At 71.3% G+C, this 15,886-nt stretch carries 24 protein-coding genes; 17 read left to right on the forward strand and 7 right to left on the reverse strand.

Features of this window, described 5'->3' with window-relative positions; all coding sequences use genetic code 11:
- Nucleotides 1-26: 26 nt before the first annotated feature.
- From ACGF5O_RS19740 to ACGF5O_RS19775, 8 genes are all read left to right on the forward strand, one after another.
- Nucleotides 27-863 carry an alpha/beta hydrolase family protein gene (locus tag ACGF5O_RS19740; protein WP_393811149.1) on the forward strand — a complete coding sequence of 279 codons (837 nt, stop codon included), beginning with the start codon at nt 27-29 and terminating at the stop codon, nt 861-863.
- 77 nt (nt 864-940) lie between these two features.
- Nucleotides 941-1,195: a MoaD/ThiS family protein gene (locus tag ACGF5O_RS19745; protein ID WP_093501288.1), complete on the forward strand. Its 255-nt coding sequence runs from the start codon at nt 941-943 to the stop codon at nt 1,193-1,195.
- Nucleotides 1,196-1,204: 9 nt separating this feature from the next.
- A complete protein-coding gene (locus tag ACGF5O_RS19750) occupies nt 1,205-2,293 on the forward strand; it encodes a hypothetical protein (RefSeq protein ID WP_393811150.1) in 1,089 nt (362 codons plus the stop codon).
- Nucleotides 2,294-2,566: 273 nt separating this feature from the next.
- On the forward strand, nt 2,567-3,304 hold the full coding sequence (locus ACGF5O_RS19755; protein WP_393811151.1) for a DUF2993 domain-containing protein: 738 nt from the start codon (nt 2,567-2,569) through the stop codon (nt 3,302-3,304).
- Nucleotides 3,305-3,505: 201 nt separating this feature from the next.
- Complete coding sequence (locus tag ACGF5O_RS19760) at nt 3,506-3,586, forward strand: Ms5788A family Cys-rich leader peptide (RefSeq protein ID WP_350751515.1); 81 nt, start codon at nt 3,506-3,508, stop codon at nt 3,584-3,586.
- 123 nt (nt 3,587-3,709) lie between these two features.
- Nucleotides 3,710-4,549, forward strand: coding sequence for a sulfurtransferase (locus ACGF5O_RS19765; RefSeq protein WP_316774353.1), 840 nt, complete (start codon nt 3,710-3,712; stop codon nt 4,547-4,549).
- A 51-nt stretch (nt 4,550-4,600) separates the two neighbouring features.
- Complete coding sequence (locus ACGF5O_RS19770) at nt 4,601-4,888, forward strand: DUF1416 domain-containing protein (protein ID WP_093501297.1); 288 nt, start codon at nt 4,601-4,603, stop codon at nt 4,886-4,888.
- A 106-nt stretch (nt 4,889-4,994) separates the two neighbouring features.
- Nucleotides 4,995-5,258: a DUF3099 domain-containing protein gene (locus ACGF5O_RS19775; RefSeq protein ID WP_351703420.1), complete on the forward strand. Its 264-nt coding sequence runs from the start codon at nt 4,995-4,997 to the stop codon at nt 5,256-5,258.
- 122 nt (nt 5,259-5,380) lie between these two features.
- On the opposite strand, the gene ACGF5O_RS19780 is transcribed toward ACGF5O_RS19775, so the two are convergent.
- Both ACGF5O_RS19780 and ACGF5O_RS19785 read right to left on the reverse strand, forming a co-directional pair.
- Complete coding sequence (locus tag ACGF5O_RS19780; RefSeq protein WP_189265953.1) at nt 5,381-5,743, reverse strand: DsrE family protein; 363 nt, start codon at nt 5,741-5,743, stop codon at nt 5,381-5,383.
- A 20-nt stretch (nt 5,744-5,763) separates the two neighbouring features.
- The gene (locus ACGF5O_RS19785) at nt 5,764-6,423 is read right to left on the reverse strand and encodes an LUD domain-containing protein (RefSeq protein WP_393811152.1); all 660 of its coding nucleotides are present in this window, start codon (nt 6,421-6,423) and stop codon (nt 5,764-5,766) included.
- A gap of 165 nt (nt 6,424-6,588) precedes the next feature.
- On the opposite strand from ACGF5O_RS19785, the gene sigJ reads away from it, so the two are divergent.
- Complete coding sequence (gene sigJ / locus ACGF5O_RS19790) at nt 6,589-7,551, forward strand: RNA polymerase sigma factor SigJ (RefSeq protein WP_393811153.1); 963 nt, start codon at nt 6,589-6,591, stop codon at nt 7,549-7,551.
- Here the strand turns inward: sigJ and ACGF5O_RS19795 are convergent.
- Nucleotides 7,548-7,976 carry a VOC family protein gene (locus tag ACGF5O_RS19795; protein WP_393811154.1) on the reverse strand — a complete coding sequence of 143 codons (429 nt, stop codon included), beginning with the start codon at nt 7,974-7,976 and terminating at the stop codon, nt 7,548-7,550. The genes sigJ and ACGF5O_RS19795 overlap by 4 nt on opposite strands.
- A gap of 95 nt (nt 7,977-8,071) precedes the next feature.
- On the opposite strand from ACGF5O_RS19795, the gene ACGF5O_RS19800 reads away from it, so the two are divergent.
- Nucleotides 8,072-8,671: a TetR/AcrR family transcriptional regulator gene (locus ACGF5O_RS19800; protein WP_393811155.1), complete on the forward strand. Its 600-nt coding sequence runs from the start codon at nt 8,072-8,074 to the stop codon at nt 8,669-8,671.
- A gap of 30 nt (nt 8,672-8,701) precedes the next feature.
- On the opposite strand, the gene ACGF5O_RS19805 is transcribed toward ACGF5O_RS19800, so the two are convergent.
- A complete protein-coding gene (locus ACGF5O_RS19805; protein WP_393811156.1) occupies nt 8,702-9,070 on the reverse strand; it encodes a hypothetical protein in 369 nt (122 codons plus the stop codon).
- Nucleotides 9,071-9,246: 176 nt separating this feature from the next.
- Here ACGF5O_RS19805 and ACGF5O_RS19810 point away from each other — a divergent pair, with 176 nt between their 5' ends.
- Both ACGF5O_RS19810 and ACGF5O_RS19815 read left to right on the forward strand, forming a co-directional pair.
- Nucleotides 9,247-10,089 carry a helix-turn-helix domain-containing protein gene (locus ACGF5O_RS19810; protein WP_393811157.1) on the forward strand — a complete coding sequence of 281 codons (843 nt, stop codon included), beginning with the start codon at nt 9,247-9,249 and terminating at the stop codon, nt 10,087-10,089.
- Complete coding sequence (locus tag ACGF5O_RS19815) at nt 10,071-10,358, forward strand: DUF397 domain-containing protein (RefSeq protein WP_393811158.1); 288 nt, start codon at nt 10,071-10,073, stop codon at nt 10,356-10,358. Before ACGF5O_RS19810 ends, ACGF5O_RS19815 begins: the two co-directional genes overlap by 19 nt.
- Here the strand turns inward: ACGF5O_RS19815 and ACGF5O_RS19820 are convergent.
- The 3 genes from ACGF5O_RS19820 to ACGF5O_RS19830 are packed head-to-tail and all read right to left on the reverse strand — an operon-like array spanning nt 10,333 to nt 11,867.
- Nucleotides 10,333-10,722, reverse strand: coding sequence for a toxin Doc (locus ACGF5O_RS19820; RefSeq protein ID WP_393811159.1), 390 nt, complete (start codon nt 10,720-10,722; stop codon nt 10,333-10,335). The genes ACGF5O_RS19815 and ACGF5O_RS19820 overlap by 26 nt on opposite strands.
- A 2-nt stretch (nt 10,723-10,724) precedes the next feature.
- Entirely contained in the window at nt 10,725-10,973 is a 249-nt protein-coding gene (locus ACGF5O_RS19825) for an antitoxin MazE7 (protein WP_393811160.1), read from the reverse strand.
- A gap of 33 nt (nt 10,974-11,006) precedes the next feature.
- The gene (locus tag ACGF5O_RS19830; RefSeq protein WP_393811556.1) at nt 11,007-11,867 is read right to left on the reverse strand and encodes a LysR family transcriptional regulator; all 861 of its coding nucleotides are present in this window, start codon (nt 11,865-11,867) and stop codon (nt 11,007-11,009) included.
- Nucleotides 11,868-11,983: 116 nt separating this feature from the next.
- On the opposite strand from ACGF5O_RS19830, the gene ACGF5O_RS19835 reads away from it, so the two are divergent.
- The 5 genes from ACGF5O_RS19835 (at nt 11,984) to ACGF5O_RS19855 (ending at nt 15,738) form a co-directional block, all read left to right on the forward strand.
- Nucleotides 11,984-12,463, forward strand: coding sequence for a cupin domain-containing protein (locus tag ACGF5O_RS19835; protein ID WP_393811161.1), 480 nt, complete (start codon nt 11,984-11,986; stop codon nt 12,461-12,463).
- Nucleotides 12,460-12,819, forward strand: coding sequence for a DoxX family protein (locus ACGF5O_RS19840; RefSeq protein ID WP_393811162.1), 360 nt, complete (start codon nt 12,460-12,462; stop codon nt 12,817-12,819). Before ACGF5O_RS19835 ends, ACGF5O_RS19840 begins: the two co-directional genes overlap by 4 nt.
- Before the next feature lie 236 nt (nt 12,820-13,055).
- A complete protein-coding gene (locus ACGF5O_RS19845) occupies nt 13,056-13,724 on the forward strand; it encodes a hypothetical protein (protein ID WP_393811163.1) in 669 nt (222 codons plus the stop codon).
- Nucleotides 13,721-14,695, forward strand: a complete 975-nt coding sequence (locus ACGF5O_RS19850) for a hypothetical protein (RefSeq protein ID WP_393811164.1) — start codon at nt 13,721-13,723, stop codon at nt 14,693-14,695. Before ACGF5O_RS19845 ends, ACGF5O_RS19850 begins: the two co-directional genes overlap by 4 nt.
- A complete protein-coding gene (locus ACGF5O_RS19855) occupies nt 14,692-15,738 on the forward strand; it encodes a hypothetical protein (RefSeq protein WP_393811165.1) in 1,047 nt (348 codons plus the stop codon). Before ACGF5O_RS19850 ends, ACGF5O_RS19855 begins: the two co-directional genes overlap by 4 nt.
- Nucleotides 15,739-15,886 lie beyond the last annotated feature (148 nt).

Below are 15,886 nucleotides of genomic sequence, written 5' to 3' on the forward strand. Positions count from 1 at the left end.
GTCCTCTGCCCAGCAGAATAGCCCACATGAGCATCGGTCCGGCAGGTCATGCGGCACGTTCCATCGTTCGTCCGACATATGAGACGAGCAGAAACGCCTCTATGCGGACGTTTCTGCGCACGGACGACGGGGTTTCCATCGATTCCGTATACGATCCCGCCTCCGTCGTATACGACGGTTCCCGGCCACCTTCCCGTGACCTGGTGTTCGTCATGGCCCACGGGTTCACGGGAGACGTGGACCGGCCACACGTACGACGGGTGGTGGCCGCCCTGACGGATTACGCGCCGGTGGTCAGCTTCTCCTTCCGCGGCCACGGCCGGTCCGCCGGCCGCACCACCGTCGGCGACCGCGAGGTCCTCGACCTGGCGGCCGCCGTGGCCTGGGCCCGGGACCTCGGCCACGCGCGCGTCGTCACCGTCGGCTTCTCGATGGGCGGCTCGGTGGTCCTGCGGCACGCGGCGCTGCACGCCGGAGTGGATGCCGTGGTCTCCGTGTCGTCCCCGGCCCGCTGGTACTACCGGGGCACCGCCCCCATGCGCCGCGTCCACTGGCTGGTCACCAGACCGGCGGGGCGCCTGGTCGGCCGCTACGGCTTCCACACCCGTATCCACTACCGCGACTGGGACCCGGTGCCGCTCTCCCCGGCGGAGGCGGTGCCGAAGATCGCCCCGACCCCGCTGCTGATCGTGCACGGCGACAGCGACGGCTACTTCCCGGTGGACCACCCCCGGATGCTGGCCGACGCCGCAGGTGGCACGGCCGAACTCTGGCTGGAGCCCGGGATGGGCCACGCGGAACACGCGGCGGACGATGTGCTGCTGGCCAGGATCGGCGACTGGGCGACGTCCAGGGCGGGCTAGCCTGACCCAGTACACAGCCGAGTACCCGGCCGAGTACACAGCCGACCGATGAACTTCCGAGTCTCTTGAGGAACCGCATGCCCAAGGTCACGGTGCGCTACTGGGCCGCCGCGAAGGCCGCGGCCGGCATCGCCGAGGAGCCGTACGACGCGGACACCCTCGCCGAGGCGCTGGCCGCGGTGCGCACGCGACACCCCGGGGAACTGGCGCGCGTCCTGCGGCGATGCTCCTTCCTCATCGACGGTGACCCCGTGGGCACGCGCGGACATGAGACGGTACGGCTGGCCGAGGGCGGCACGGTCGAGGTGCTCCCGCCGTTCGCAGGAGGGTGAGCGAGAGCGATGACCAACCAGCCGTACGAGCCGTACGAGGGCTACGACCCCTACCAGCAGCAGCCGCCCGCGCAGCCGCAGTGGGGGTACGACGAGCAGCAGTACGCCACGCAGCAGTGGCAGGGCCAGACCTGGGAGACGCAGACGCACGCCCCGGTGCAGGCGGCGGCCCCGGAGACGGCGTACCTGCCGCCGCAGTCGTACGAACGGCCGTACGTAGCCGAGCAGCAGCAACAACCGCAGCCGCAGCAGGCGTACAGCGCCCCTCAGGCCGGCGCTGCCCCCGCTCCCACTCCCGCTCCCGGCGGCCCCGACGCGGGCTTCGGTCCCGCCACCCTCGCCGGCAACGCGCGCGTCACGGACGCCCAGCGGGCCCGCATCGAGGGCCGTTCGCCGATCATCGAGCCCGGCATGCAGCCGGCGCTGCTCACCGCCCTGCTGGGCGTGCTGCTGGCGGCGACGGCGCCGATCTCCTCGTACGCCCTGGTCGTCCCCCTGGTGATCCTCCAGGCCGTGACCGCGGCGGGCTGGTTCCGGCTGAACGGCATGTGGCCGGCCCGGCAGGGCATCGCGCTCGCCTTCCTCGGCGGGGTCACGGCGGACGTGGCGGTCCTGGTGGCCGGCCGTGACCAGGCCCCGGCGGCGATCCTCGGCCCGCTGGGCATCTGGGTCCTGCTCACCCTCGTCCTCCAGCTGCGCTCCCACGCGGACCCCGACACCCGTATGTACGGCCTGATGGCCACGGTCGCCTCCTCCGCGCTGGCGATCATCGCGACGGGTTACCTCGGCGCGGACCCCGACGCGGTGTCGGTCGGCGCGGCGGCGGTCGCGGTGGCCGTCCTGGCCCGGGCGCTGCCCCTGCCGACCCCGGCCTCGGTGGTCGTGTCCCTGTTGGCCGCGGCGGGCGCGGGCATCGCGGTGGGCGGCATGACGGGGCTCGGCGCGAAGGGCGCCCTCATCGGAGCGTCGGCCGCGGTCTGCGCCCTCGTCGGCCACCGCGCGGCGAGCTACGACTACCCGTCGAGGTTCGTCCACTTCACAGCCGGCGTAGCCCTCCCCCTGACAGCAGCGGCCCCGGTGGTGTGGATCCTCCATTAGCTTTCCCACCCACCCACCCACCCGTCTCGGTTGGTAGAGAGGATGAGGTCATAGCGTCCCGTAAGGGGCGCGGGGAACTGCGCGGCCGGCCCCCACCGGCCCGCGCCCGGACCGCGCGCCGCACCCCCGATGCGGGGGCCTGGGGGCGGCAGCCCCCAGCACCACCAGTGCCCTCAGTGTCACAGCTGCTCGACAATTCCCCGTCGGCCCGCTCCCGCAGGGTTAGCGTGGCGGCACCGACGTGAGCAGCCGACCCCGGGGGAAACCGACCACATGCGTGCACTGCGAATCCTTCTGATCACCGTCGTGGTCCTCGGCATCCTCTTCGTGATCGTCGACCGCGTCGCGGTCCACTTCGCCCAGGGCGAGGCCGCCGGCAAGCTGAAGACGACGGAGAACCTCGCGAGCACCCCCGACGTCTCCATCAAGGGCTTCCCCTTCCTCACCCAGGTCGCGAGCGGCACCCTCGACGACGTGCACGTCGGCATCAAGGACTACGACGCCACCACCGGCACCGCCGGCAAGACCATCCGCATCGAGGACCTGAACGCCGACATGAAGGACGTCACCTTCACCGGCGACTACAGCTCCGCCACCGCGCAGACCGCCACCGGCACCGCGTTCATCACCTACGCCGAGCTGCTGAAGGACGCCCAGACCGAACCCACCGACCTCGGCCTCGGCTTCACCGGCCAGGTCGTCGGCCTCGCCTACGGCGGCAACGGCAAGATCAAGGTCACCGTCGACGTCACCGTCCCCGGCGTCAGCGCCCACCAGAAGGTGAACGTCCTCAGTTCGGTCACCGTCAAGGACAACACCGTGCAGGTGCACGCCGACAACCTCCCCAAGCTCGCCGGTGTCGGCCTCGCGGAGGACCGCCTCCGGCAGGCCTCCGACTTCCAGCAGGCGATCGACCAGCTCCCCGGCGGCATCAAGCTGGACAAGGTGGAGGCGCAGCAGGCCGGTGTGGAGATCGCGGTGAAGGGTTCGAACGTCCTGCTGGCCGGGTAGGAGGCGGCACGGCGGCCACCGGTGCCGTTCCACCACGCGAGACCGCCGCGTCCGTACAGTAGATGTGGTGACCGATACAGGCACCCGGCCGCCCCGGAATCACGCCTCGGGCCTCTCCGTCGTCCCACAATTCGGACGATCGCGTCTCACCATACGACATGCCGGTGACATGCCCGGTTATCCGTCCCTACGATCGAGCCCATGAAGCGTCAGGCGGATCTCACGAAGCGGCGGGCAGTCGACCTGTGCCGCGTCGCCGCCATGCTCTGTCGCCCCTTCTGACGGCGGAGGCCGCGTCGCCTCCGCATCCCCCTGCCCTCCTTCGCCGAGGGCATCCGTGCGCGCCGACGCGCGCACCCCCCGCACTCGCACGCCCCGCCGCATCTGCCCCGGAGGAGAAAGAGCATGAGCCGCAGCGACGTCCTGGTCGACGCCGACTGGGTCCAGGACAACCTGGACAACCCCGAGATCGCGATCGTCGAGGTGGACGAGGACACGTCCGCCTACGAGAAGAACCACATCCGAGGCGCGATCCGCATCGACTGGACCAAGGACCTTCAGGACCCGGTCCGCCGCGACTTCATCGACCAGGACGGCTTCGAGAAGCTCCTGTCGGCGAAGGGCATCGCCAACGACACGCTGGTGATCCTCTACGGCGGCAACAACAACTGGTTCGCGTCCTACGCCTACTGGTACTTCAAGCTCTACGGCCACGAGAACGTCAAGCTCCTCGACGGCGGCCGCAAGAAGTGGGAGCTGGACGCCCGCGAGCTGGTCGAGGAGGTCCCGGACCGCACCGAGACCACCTACAAGGCCAAGCCGCAGAACACCGCGATCCGCGCCTTCCGCGACGACGTCGTGGCGGCCATCGGCTCGCAGAACCTCGTCGACGTGCGTTCCCCCGACGAGTTCTCCGGCAAGCTGCTCGCCCCGGCCCACCTGCCGCAGGAGCAGTCCCAGCGCCCCGGCCACGTGCCCTCGGCCCGCAACATCCCGTGGTCGAAGAACGCCAACGACGACGGCACCTTCAAGTCGGACGACGAGCTCAAGGAGCTCTACGCCGAGGAGCAGGTCGACCTCGCCAAGGACACCATCGCGTACTGCCGCATCGGCGAGCGCTCGGCCCTGACCTGGTTCGTCCTGCACGAGCTGCTCGGTGTCGAGAACGTCAAGAACTACGACGGCTCCTGGACCGAGTACGGCAGCCTCGTCGGCGTCCCGATCGAGCTCGGCGCCAACAAGTAGGACCCCGCAAGTCCCCTCAGACCGACCGTTCAAGACCTCTGGAGTATCAGTATGTGTGGAGCGAAGGCCGGCGGCCCGGACCCCTCGACGATCAAGCCCGGTGAGACCACGATCCAGGGTCAGGTGACGAAGGACGGCGAGCCCGTGGTCGGCTACGTCCGCCTGCTCGACTCGACCGGCGAGTTCACCGCGGAGGTCCCCACCTCCGCCACCGGACAGTTCCGCTTCTACGCGGCGGAGGGCACCTGGACCGTCCGCGCCCTCGTCCCCGGCGCCACCGCCGACCGCACGGTAGTCGCCCAGCAGGGCGGCCTCGCCGAGGTCGCGATCGCGGTCTGAGCACACCCCGCAAGGGCCGCGCCTTCCAGTCCCCGAACCGGAAGGCGCGGCCCTTCGCCGCTTCCGGGGCCGCGCCCAACGCCCGCCGCCGACCTACCCTGGATTCATGCTGGCCCGTCGCCGTCGCGTCTACTTCGTCATGATGGGGATCTGCATCGGTCTCTTCGTCCTGGCGTGGGGTGTCGTACGCATCTGGTCCGTCCCCGCCGCCGTGGGGATGTGCGTGGTGGCCATGGTCATCCCCCCGGTCGCCGCGATGGTCGCGAACCGGCGCGGCCCCGACGACCGCTGGTGGGACGACCCCTCCGGCGATCCCCAGTCGGACGAGTGGTGGGACGAGCTGGACGGCAAGAAGCGACCCAGGTCCTGACCGCAGCGCCCCGAAAGGGGCGCGGGGCTGTATCCATATGCGGCTCCGCCGCGTGGGCGCGACCAGCCACGACGGCGCCGCGGTCGCCCGACGGCACATCGCGGCCCCCCCCCGCGGAGCGCTCAGTACACGAGCGCCTGCGCCCCGTCCGCCATCGCCTCCTGCACGAACACCTGCGCCCCCGCGATCCGCACGCCCTCGATGACGTCCTTCTCCGTGATGTCCCGGCGGGCCGCGCACTGGGTGCAGAGCGTGAGCGTGCCGCCGGCCAGGATCGAGTCGACCAGGTCGGGGAGCGGGGCCGCGTGGGGGAGTTCGAACTCGGCGGCCCGGCCCGGCAGGGCGAACCACGCGGACTCGCCCGTCAGCCACATCGACACCTCGACGCCGCTCGCCACGGCCACCGCGGCCACCGTGAACGCCTGCGAACACCGCTCGGGGGCGTCCACCCCCGCCGTCACCTTGATCACCAGCTTCTTCGCCATGCCGGAAGCGTAACCACCGGTCAGTATCCGACGGCCTCCCGGAGCAGCAGCACGGTCCCGCGCCCCGGACGGGGCTCCGCGTTGAGGACGAGCAGCCGGTTGACGGCGCTGGGCGACCCGTACACCTCCCGGGCGCGCGCGTCCTCCAGCGGGAGGGCGTGCTCCTGGACGCGGCGCAGCGCCGCGTCCAGGTCGGGCACCACCTTCTGCGCGCCGACGACCCAGACCGCGTGGGCGGCCCCGCCCGCGTTGGCCGGGAGCTGGCTGCCGCTGCCCGAGGCGAGCACGAGCGAGCCGGTCTCGGTGACCGCGGCGACGCTGTTGACGACGTACTCGGGACTGGCGAGCAGCCTGCGGATCTCGTCGGCGCCTGCGGTCCGGTCGATGGCCAGGACGCGCGGCCGGACGGCGTCGTACCGGCCGCCGGTGTTGATGTCCTCGTCGATGCCGGACAGCCGGAGCGTCTCGCTGGCCCCGGTGAACACGGTGGCGCCTTCGGGGAGCAGCTCCCTGACGCGGGCGCGCGCGGCAGCGGTGTCGTCCAGGATCTCGGCGGCGAAGCCGTGGGCGCGGAGCGCGGCGGCCGTCCGCTCCAGCCGTTCGGCCGGCGCCGGGCCGGTGAACTCGCCGCGCGGTGCCCCGGTCTCGTCCCGGTCCGCGACGACCTGGAAGTCGTTCATGAAAGTCCCCTCACCGTCGACGTGTTGTCGTCGTCCTCACCGGTACGACAAGGCAGCCCCGCGGAATGTGAGGTGGCCCGTCGGCCTCACATTCCGGCGCGCTGTCCGGTCGTACCGGGTAGGGACACAGCCACACGGGCGGGCGACGAGGGGGACGGGCGGACCATGACCACGGGAGCCGAGCACGGTGAGCACGGCGGGCAGGGTGAGCAGGGCGAGCAGGGCGCGGAGAGCGATCCGGGCCTCGGGGCGGTCATGAGCGAGCGGCGTCGGCTGATCAACCTCGCCTACCGGCTCCTCGGCTCGCTCGGCGACGCCGAGGACGTCGTGCAGGAGACCTACGCCCGCTGGTACGCCATGTCCGAGCCCGAGCGGCGGGCCGTCGCATCGCCCGGCGCCTGGCTGACCACGGTCGCCGGCCGTATCTGCCTCAACCTGCTGGGCTCGGCGCGGGCCAGGAGGGAGACGTACGTGGGCGACTGGATCCCGGAACCGCTGCCCGAGCCCACGGAGTGGATCACCGCGCGTTCCGGCGGGGCCGACCCGGCCGACCGGATCACCCTCGACGAGTCGGTGACCATGGCCTTTCTCGTCGTCCTGGACGCGATGACCCCGGCCGAGCGCGTCGCGTTCGTCCTGCACGACGTCTTCCGCTACCCGTTCGGCGAGGTCGCCGAGATCGTCGGCCGTACCCCGGCGGCCTGCCGCCAGCTGGCGTCCTCCGCCCGCCGCCGCATCCGCACCGCGCAGGCGCCGGCAGGCCCGAGCGCCGGGCAGGCCGGCATCGTCAGGCGGTTCCGAACGGCGTGGGAGGCCAAGGACATCGACGCCCTGATCGGCCTGCTCGACCCCGACGCCACCGCGACCGCCGACGGCGGCGGGCTGGCCGCCACCCACCTGGACCCGATCGTGGGCGGCGAGCGGATCGCCCGTGCCTACGCCGAGATCGCGCGCGTGGCGGGTCACCGTACGACGTTCCTGGAGTGCACGGTCAACGGCCTGCCCGGCCTGGTCGCGGAGCAGGACGGCGCCGTCGCGACCGTCTTCGCCTTCGAGATCGCGGGTGACCGGATCAGGCGCATCTGGGCGGTACGGAACCCGGAGAAGCTCCGCCCCTGGCGGCTCTAGACCGGAGCTGTCTGCGAGATTCCGATCAGCTCAAGGAGGTTGCCCTCAGGATCGGCGACGTACGCGTACCGCATGCCCGCGCTGACCCCGGGGGCGGGAGGCGACACCGGGGCCGCGCCGCATTCGCCGGTCAGCCGGGCGAACGCGCCGTCGAGGTCCGGGACCTGGAGGGCGAGGTGGGTGAAGGTCTGCACGGCGGTGGCGGCGAAGGGGTCGGCGGCCGCGGCCGGGCTCGACCCGGGCCGCTCGACGAACTCCACGCGCAGACCGTCCCCGTCGCTGAGGACGACGGTACGGACGCCCGCCTCGGGCAGCTCCAGGCGTTCGTCCACGTGGGTGAGGCCGAAGGCGCCGCCGTACCAGGCCTCCTGGGCGGTGAGGTCGGCGACGGAGAGGCTGACGTGGTGGAAACGGGCGGAGGGCATGGCGACTCCCGTGGTCGGCAGCGCGGCAGCGCTGGGCAACGGCAAGGACACTGGTTAATGCCGTTTACCTGGTAAGTGGTGTTAACCTTAGCGCCATGAGCTCTCCCGTCAAGCGGCGTGCCACCGGCCACCACCACGGAGACCTGCGCAACGCCCTGCTGCGCGCGGCTCTCGAACTGGTCGGTGAGAAGGGCCCGCACGGCTTCACCCTGGCCGAGGCGAGCCGCCGGGCGGGCGTGAGCGTCGCGGCGCCCTACAAGCACTTCGCCGACCGCGAGACCCTGCTGGCCGACCTCGCCACGCGGGGCTACCGCGAGCAGCGCGACCGCTTCGCCCGCGCGCTGGCCGGCGGCGAGGACCCGGTCCAGCAGTTGGCCGCCTTCGCCGCCGCCTATGTCCGGTTCGCCGCCGAGGAACCCGCCCTCTTCGACATCACCTTCCACGCGGGCCTGGACAAGTCCCGGTTCGCCGAACTGGCCTCCGCAGGCGACGAGCTGACCGCTCTCCTGCTCCCGGTCGCCCGCCGGCTGGCCCCGGACCCGGACGACGCGTACGACCTGCTGCTCCGCGTCGCCGGCGCGGCACACGGCCTCGCGGTGTTCCTCCGGCAAGGCCTGTTCGGCGTGGGCAGCGGCGCCCTCGCGGACACGGAGGAGAAGGCGGCCCGCACGGCCCGGGCGATCACGCGGGGCTGAGCGCGGCGCGGGCCGCGAAGACGTGCCGTGTCACGAGTGCTCCGCCCGCTGGTGCTGGCGCAGCAGCACGTTCGCGTCGGTGGTCGCGCTGTGGTCGTAGGCGGCGCGGGCGGTGTCCCGCAGGCCGTCGAGGTACCCGCACTCGGCGCAGCCGGGCACCGGCCACGGCGGGCGGCCGAGATCCTCGGGGACCGGCGGCACCGCCCAGGTACGGTCGTTCGCCGCCCGCACGCCCGCGCTGAGCCGCTCTCTGTCGGTGGCCGGCCGCAGCGTCGACGGATGCGCCTGCCACTCTCTCCCTCCTCCCAGGGGGCGCAGCATCGCGTACGGCCCCGACTGGTCCCGGTACTCGCCGACCTGGTCGGTGGCGGTGTCGTAGAGCAGGGTTCCGGGCTCCATGGCATTCGCTCCTTTTGTCCAACATCTATACGAAATGCGAGAGTTGGACTACTCTGCGTGTCGAGGCTGCTACGAGGATGGCCGTGAGGTGGGGGCGGCGCGCCGAGAAGGACCGGTTCTTCCCCGTCTGGCGGCGCTAATTCCACAAATTCCACGGGGAGTCAGGGAGGGGGCCGGTGCCGCAGAGGCGGGTGGTGACGGGGCGCAGTCAGGAGCCGAGGCAGCGGTTCGCGGAGGAGCTGCGGTTGCTGCGGGCGGAGAAGGGGGTGAGCTTAAGGGAGCTGGCCGAGGAACTGGGCTGGGACGCGTCCAACTTCGGAAAGATGGAGAGCGGCCGGACTCTGGGCAGCCCGGAGGTCGTGGAGGCGCTGGACCAGTTCTATGGGACGCCTGGGCTGTTGCTCGCCTTGTGGGAGTTGGCGGTTGGGGATCCGTCGCAGTTCAAGGAGCAGTACCGGCGGTACATGGTGTTGGAGGCGGAGGCGGTGAGTCTGTGGCAATACTCGGTGAGTAGGCCCCCAGGATTGCTTCAGACGGCTGAGTACGTGCGAGAGGCGCTCGCGGCTGGTGGCTTGAAGGATGAAGAGCTGGACCAGCAGGTCGATGCGCGTGTCGGCCGTCGGACCGTGCTGGAGGGCGTGGATGCGCCGCCGTTTCGCGTGATTCTTTTCGAGGCGGTGCTGCGCAATTCACTGCGTGATCCTCAGGATTGGCGCACGCAACTGGAATATCTGGTGGAGGCTGCCGAGCGCCCCAACGTCACTCTCCATGTGCTGCCGTTCGGTACTGGGCTGCACGGGTTGGACAGCACCGACACCATGTTCCTGCGGCTGCTGGACGGCCGGACCGTCGCCTATGCCGAAAACGACGTACGGGGCGAACTCATCGAGGAATCAAGCAAGGTTGAGCGCCTGCACCGCACATATGATGACGTACGTGACCGGGCCCTGACCCCTGCCGAGTCGCGGACGTTCATCTTGCGAGTGTTGGAGGAAGCGCCGTGCGAGCCATCGACCTGAGCAGTGTGACGTGGCGTAAGAGCAGCTACAGCAACTCCGACGGCGGCAACTGCATCGAAGTCTCCGACGACCTCCTCGGCACCGCCTCCTGGCGCAAGAGCAGCTACAGCAACCAGGACGGCGGCGATTGCCTCGAAGTGGCCGCCGGTCGCCCCTCCCTCGTCCCCGTCCGTGACAGCAAGGCCCCCGCCAGCGGAGCGCTCCTCTTCGAAGCCTCCGCCTGGGGGGCCTTCGTGGACGGCGTCAAGCAGGATCGCCGGGCCGGCTGAACGAGCGCAGCCGCTCGGCGATGCCGTACGAGTCGAGTCGTAGCGCGCGGATGTCGAGGATCAGATCGCGCCACAGCTCGTACTTCGCCTCCACTCGTTCCCCGGAGGCCTCCAGGTAGGCGAGGGCGACGCCGTAGCCGAAGAACTCGTTGCGGGACGGCAGTGGACGCAGCAGGACGATCTCTTCGAGGAAGGTGGCCGCCCTCCAGTAGGCGTCCGGGTCGGCGTGGTCCAGTCGCGGGGTGTTGACCCGGTGGCGGGCGCTCATGCCGACGAGAACGGACAGGTCGTTGACGGTCAGGTCGCCTCGGAGGATCTCCTCCTGGCGCTCCAGGAACCAGCGGTGATCGACGTTCAGTTCCAAGGTCAGGCCGCCTGCCCGGTACCCTCGGCGCGGGGCGGAAGCCCGCCGAACTCGGCGTCGAACGCTTCCATGACCCCGGGCTCGCTGATCACCCGGCGGAAGACCGCCGTCGCCGTCGCGAGGGCCCGTTCCTGCTGCTTCTCCTCGGCCAGCCGGGCCAGGTAGTCCTTGATGGTCAGGCCCTGCGCGTCGGCGAGTCCACGCAGTATGTCCCGAGTGGTGTCATCGATCTTGACTGTGGTGTCGGCCATACGGCGAGTATACTAGCTGGAATACCCGTTCGACTACCGCGCTCGGGTGCGATACGCCTCGGCCGCCACCTGCGCGAACGACCGCAGCAACGGATTCCCGTCCCCGTCCCGCCAGGCCAGCACCACCCGGCTGGGCGGCATGTCGTCCACCGGTACCACCACCAGTCCCTCCACCGGCGCATGGCCGGCCAGGGTCATGCCCACCGTGCCGTTCCACACCACCGCCTGTCGGCACTCCTGAACCGTGCGCACCACCGGACCCTCCCGTACCTCCCCGCCGTGCCAGTACGACTGCCACGTTCGGTCCGTGCCCTCCGGGAGCCGGAACCACCGCCGGTCGGCGAGGTCGGCCAGTCGCAGGCTCGCCCGGCCGGCCAGCGGGTCGTCGGCGCGGAGCAGCGCCCCCACCGGATCGGCCTGCAGCTCCGTCACCACCAGCCCTGTTCCGTCGAACGGCGCGCGGGTGAGCGCGACATCGACGGCACCGGCGTGCAACCCGCAGGTGGGGTCCGTCAGGTCGGTCTCGCGGATGTGGACCTCGACACCCGGGTGACGTTCGCGGTACGCGTGCGCCAGTCGCCGTACACCCGGATCCCTGCAGTCGCCCATGAGGCCGACGGTCAGCACGGCGTTCTCCGCCGCCGTCGCGATCCGCACGCGCAGCCGGTCGGCCTGGTCGAGGAGCGCGCGGGCCTCGTCGAGAAGGACGGCCCCGACGGGGGTCAGGGCGACCCCGGCCGGTGACCGCTCGAAGAGCAGCGCACCGGTCTCGGTCTCCAGTGCCTTGATGGCCCGGCTCAGCGGGGGCTGGCTCATGTGGAGGCGTGCGGCGGCCCGGCCGAAGTGGAGTTCCTCGGCGACCGCCACGAAATAGCGCAGCGTCCGCAGCTCTATCCGCTCCATCGGCTTCATCCGCTCCATACCCTCCATACAGCAACGATACTGATCGGGTATCGGGGCGGCGGAACAGGTCTTGGACGGCCAGGGTGGTCCTGCCGTCGAATCGGAGCATGACGACTCACGACAGCAACGACCGTCCCGCGGTATCCGTCGTCGGGCCCGGCGACGGCGAGGTGCTGATGCTCGGCACCACCCGGATGCGGGTCCTGGAGGACGGCCGTACCACCGGTCACCGCCTCGGCCTCGCCGAGTCCGTCCTCGCGCCGCACACCCCCGGCCCGCCGCAGCACCGGCACGCCCGGCACGACGAGGGCTTCTACGTCGTCTCCGGCTCGGTGCGCTTCACCGTCGGGGACGAGGAGTACGACGCCACCGCCGGAACCCTCGTCATGGTGCCGCCCGGCGCCCCGCACACCTTCGCCAACGTCACCGGCGAACCGGCCGTCATGCTCAGCATGTTCACGCCCGACCTGTACGTGCAGTACTTCCGGGACCTGCGCGACCTGTTCGCCACCGGCGAGGCGCCGGACCCGCGGGCGAGCGCCGAGATCATGAGCCGTTACGCCACCGAACCGGCCACCGGCTCATGAGCGTCGCGTACTGGATCGTGGCCGGTCCGCTCGCCCTCTTCTACCTCTACGCAGGCGGGCTGAAGGCCGTGGGGAGCAGGGAACGGCTGCTGCCGATGATGGCGTGGGTGGACGGCACACCGATGCCGGCCGTGCGGGCGATCGGCGGCGTCGAGATCCTCGGCGCGGCCGGCCTGGTCCTGCCGCGCCTGACCGGCGTCGCGCCCTGGCTGGGCCTGGCCGCCGCCGTCGGATTCGCCGTGCTCCAGGTCGGCGCGGTCGGGGTCCACCTGAGGATGGGGGACCGCCAAGTGGCCCTCAACCTCACGCTTTTGGCCGCGGCGGGGGTGACTGTGTGGCTCGCGGCGGTGTCCTGATCGTAATTAATGCTTGTACAACTCATTGAACGGACCATGAGTCTCCTGTGGCGCGCGGATCACGGAATCCGCGCTCCCGTTGTGCACAGGGGGGCGAAATGGACGTACCAGAGACACCGCCGGAACCCCGGCCAGAACCACCACCGCAGGAAACTGCGCCGCCACCGCTTCCGGAGGCCTCGCCCGGACGTGGGCGGAGGGCGCGCCGTACCGCCGCGCTGATCGCCGGTGCCGCCGTGCTCGGCGTCGTGGCCGGCACCTGCGTCGGCTACCTCGTCCAGGCCGACCGCGAGCCCAGCGCCCTGCCGTCCCTCTCCCAGCCGTCGCTCGCGCAGGCGAAGGGCGCCGGTCCGGAGCCGCTGTCGGCCGCCCAGGACCGGAAGGTCAAGGTCGACGGCGACCTGCGCAAGCTGCTGCTGAAGAAGCCGAGCGGGGCGCGCAAGGGGCTGTACACGGTGGGGACCGACGGCTGGATGGACCTGACCGACTACGCGGAGACCTTCGGCAAGCCGGCCGTGGCCTTCCGCACCCTGATCGCCGAGGACGAATTCCGGCGGGCGGCGGCCACCACCTGGCGGGAGGGCAGCACCTACAGCGTCGAGATCCGCCTGATCCAGTACCGCCAGGAGGAGTCCGACGGGGCCGCCGAGGACGCGGCGGCGAACGAGTACTACTGGGCCGACTCGGCCGCCGAGGACACCGAGAGCTGGCCGGTCCCCGGCACCGGTGACGGCATGGCGTACGTCCACCACAAGCCCAAGAGCGAGTACGGCGTGAGCGTGTACTCGGCCGAGGCGCACGCGTGGCGCGGGGACATCGCCGTGGAGATCTGGATCAGCGACACGAAGCCGATCTCCAGGACGAAGGTGCTGGATCTGGCGAAGCGGCAGATGGAGCGGCTGTGACCGAGCAACCCGTGAACCCCGAGCCGACGGCCCCCGAGCCGACCGTCTCCGAGCCGACGGTGCCTGAGTCGGCCGTCTCCGAGCCCGCGGTGCCCGAGCCCGCAGTCTCCGAGCCCGCGGTCTCCGAGCCCGCAGTCTCTGAGGCCGCGGTTCCCGAGGGCGCAGTCTCTGAGGCCGCGGTTCCCGAGGGCGTTTCCGTCGTGCCCCTCGCCGTCCCGGTCGCTGATGCCCTGGCGGCGCGGCCCCGGCGTCGTATCGGCGTGCTCGTCAGCGTCGGTGTCCTCGCCGTGGCCGTCGTCGCGGGTGCCGCGTACACGGTCGTGACCGTGCGTTCCGCGGACCGCGACCCCGGCGTCCCGCTCTGGAGCCTGCCCAAGGTGTCCAAGGGCCCGCGGGCGGCGGCGGAGACCGGTCTCCAGGGGATGCTGCTGCCGTACGAGCAGGACCGGTACGGGCGGGGCCCGGACCTGGCCGGATTCGGCTCGGACGTGCGGTTGAGCGGAGCCCAGGCCAGCGCGCTGCGCAAGGAGTCGGTCCAGGACCTGCCGCGGTCGCAGCGCCAGGAGATGGACCGGCAGATCGACAAGAACCCGGTCAAGGGCATGGTGATGCGCAGCTACGTGCACGTCGCCGGTGCCGACGGCGACGAGTACACGATGGGCGTCCAGCTGGCCCAGATGGAGAACCGGGCCACGGTCCGCACCATCGCCGCCGCCGAGCGGGAGCTCTTCGCCTCGCTGGACATCTTCCGGAAGGGCCCGGAGATCGCGGGGTACAAGGACTCGACCTCGTGCTTCCTGCCGCAGGCCGACTCGGGCGAGAAGCTCGACGCGATGCTCTGCTACGGCTACGTGGGGGACGTCCTGGTCACCGCCACGGCCACCGCGGCCAAGCCGCTGGACACGAAGAGCGCGGCGGACATGCTGCACGCCCAGCTCGAACGGATCAAGGACCCGGGGGCGGCCGTATGACCACCGAGACGAACACGAACACGAACACGAACCCGAACCCGGACGAGCTCCGGAGCCCGGCCCTGGACGCGGTCCCGAACGAGGCCCCGGTCCAGAACCCGGTCCCGACCCCGGACTCGAACGCGGCCCCGGACGTGGACCCCAACGCGGACGCGGCCTCGGCTTTGGCCCCGGACGCGGCCCCGGTCCCAGACGCGGACCCCAACGCGGACGCGGCCCCGGTCCCGGACGCGGCGGATCCGATCCCGGCCCCGGACGTCCCGCGACCCGCGAAGAAGGAGCGGCTGCTGCTGCGGGCCACGCTTCGCTGGGTCGCCGCCGTCGCCGTCTTCGGTGTCGTCGGGACCGGTACGGCGTACGGCATCACGCGGCTCGATCGCACCGACGTACCCGGTCTCGCCACGCACTCCGACGGGCGCTGGACGTATCCCGTCCTCGTGCGGCCCCCGCTGCCCTCCGGCAGCCCCGGTCCGAACGACGACAGCAGTAACCCGGCCGGTACCCACTACGCCGACCTGCGGAAACTGGTCCTTCCGGCACCGCAGGGCGCCACCGCCGACGCCGCGCTCAAGGGCACGGACGGCTGGCTGCCGACGAAGGGCTTCCTCGCCGAGTTCGCCGCCGCGGACGACCGCACGGAGCTGGGCCAGACGCTCGTCGACAACGGCCTGCGGCACATCGCCGCCCGCGGCTGGACCACCCCGGACGGCACGCACACCCGGATCTACCTGCTCCAGTTCGACACGGCCGCCGTCGCCGAGGCGATCCTCAACGGGAAGCTCATGAGCCAGTCGTCGCCGACCTACCCGCTGCGCGACGGAGACCTGTACGAACTCGATGGGAAGTTCCCCGACCCGGCCAGGATCGAGCACGTCCTGCTGGCGCCCTACACGGAGCTCAAGCCGTACGGCGCCCGGCAGGCCAGGCAGGCCTACCTCGCCTCCGGCGACACCGTCGGCGTGATCATCCAGTCCCGGAAGGGCAGCGCGCTCGCCGTCCCCTTCGAGCAGACGGTGACCCTGCAGAGCGAGCTGCTGGACTGACCCCGCGGGGGTGTACCTCGCCAAGAGCGCCGGGCCCGGGCCGCGTAAGCTGGGGCCCGGCTCTTGTACGTACGCCCGCCCTCGCCCAAGGAGCACCCGTGGAAGCCTTCTTCGAAACCCTGCTGGTCCTGGTCTGCGTCGGCGTCCT

This window comes from Streptomyces sp. NPDC048291 (genome assembly GCF_043201715.1).
Lineage (GTDB): Bacteria > Actinomycetota > Actinomycetes > Streptomycetales > Streptomycetaceae > Streptomyces.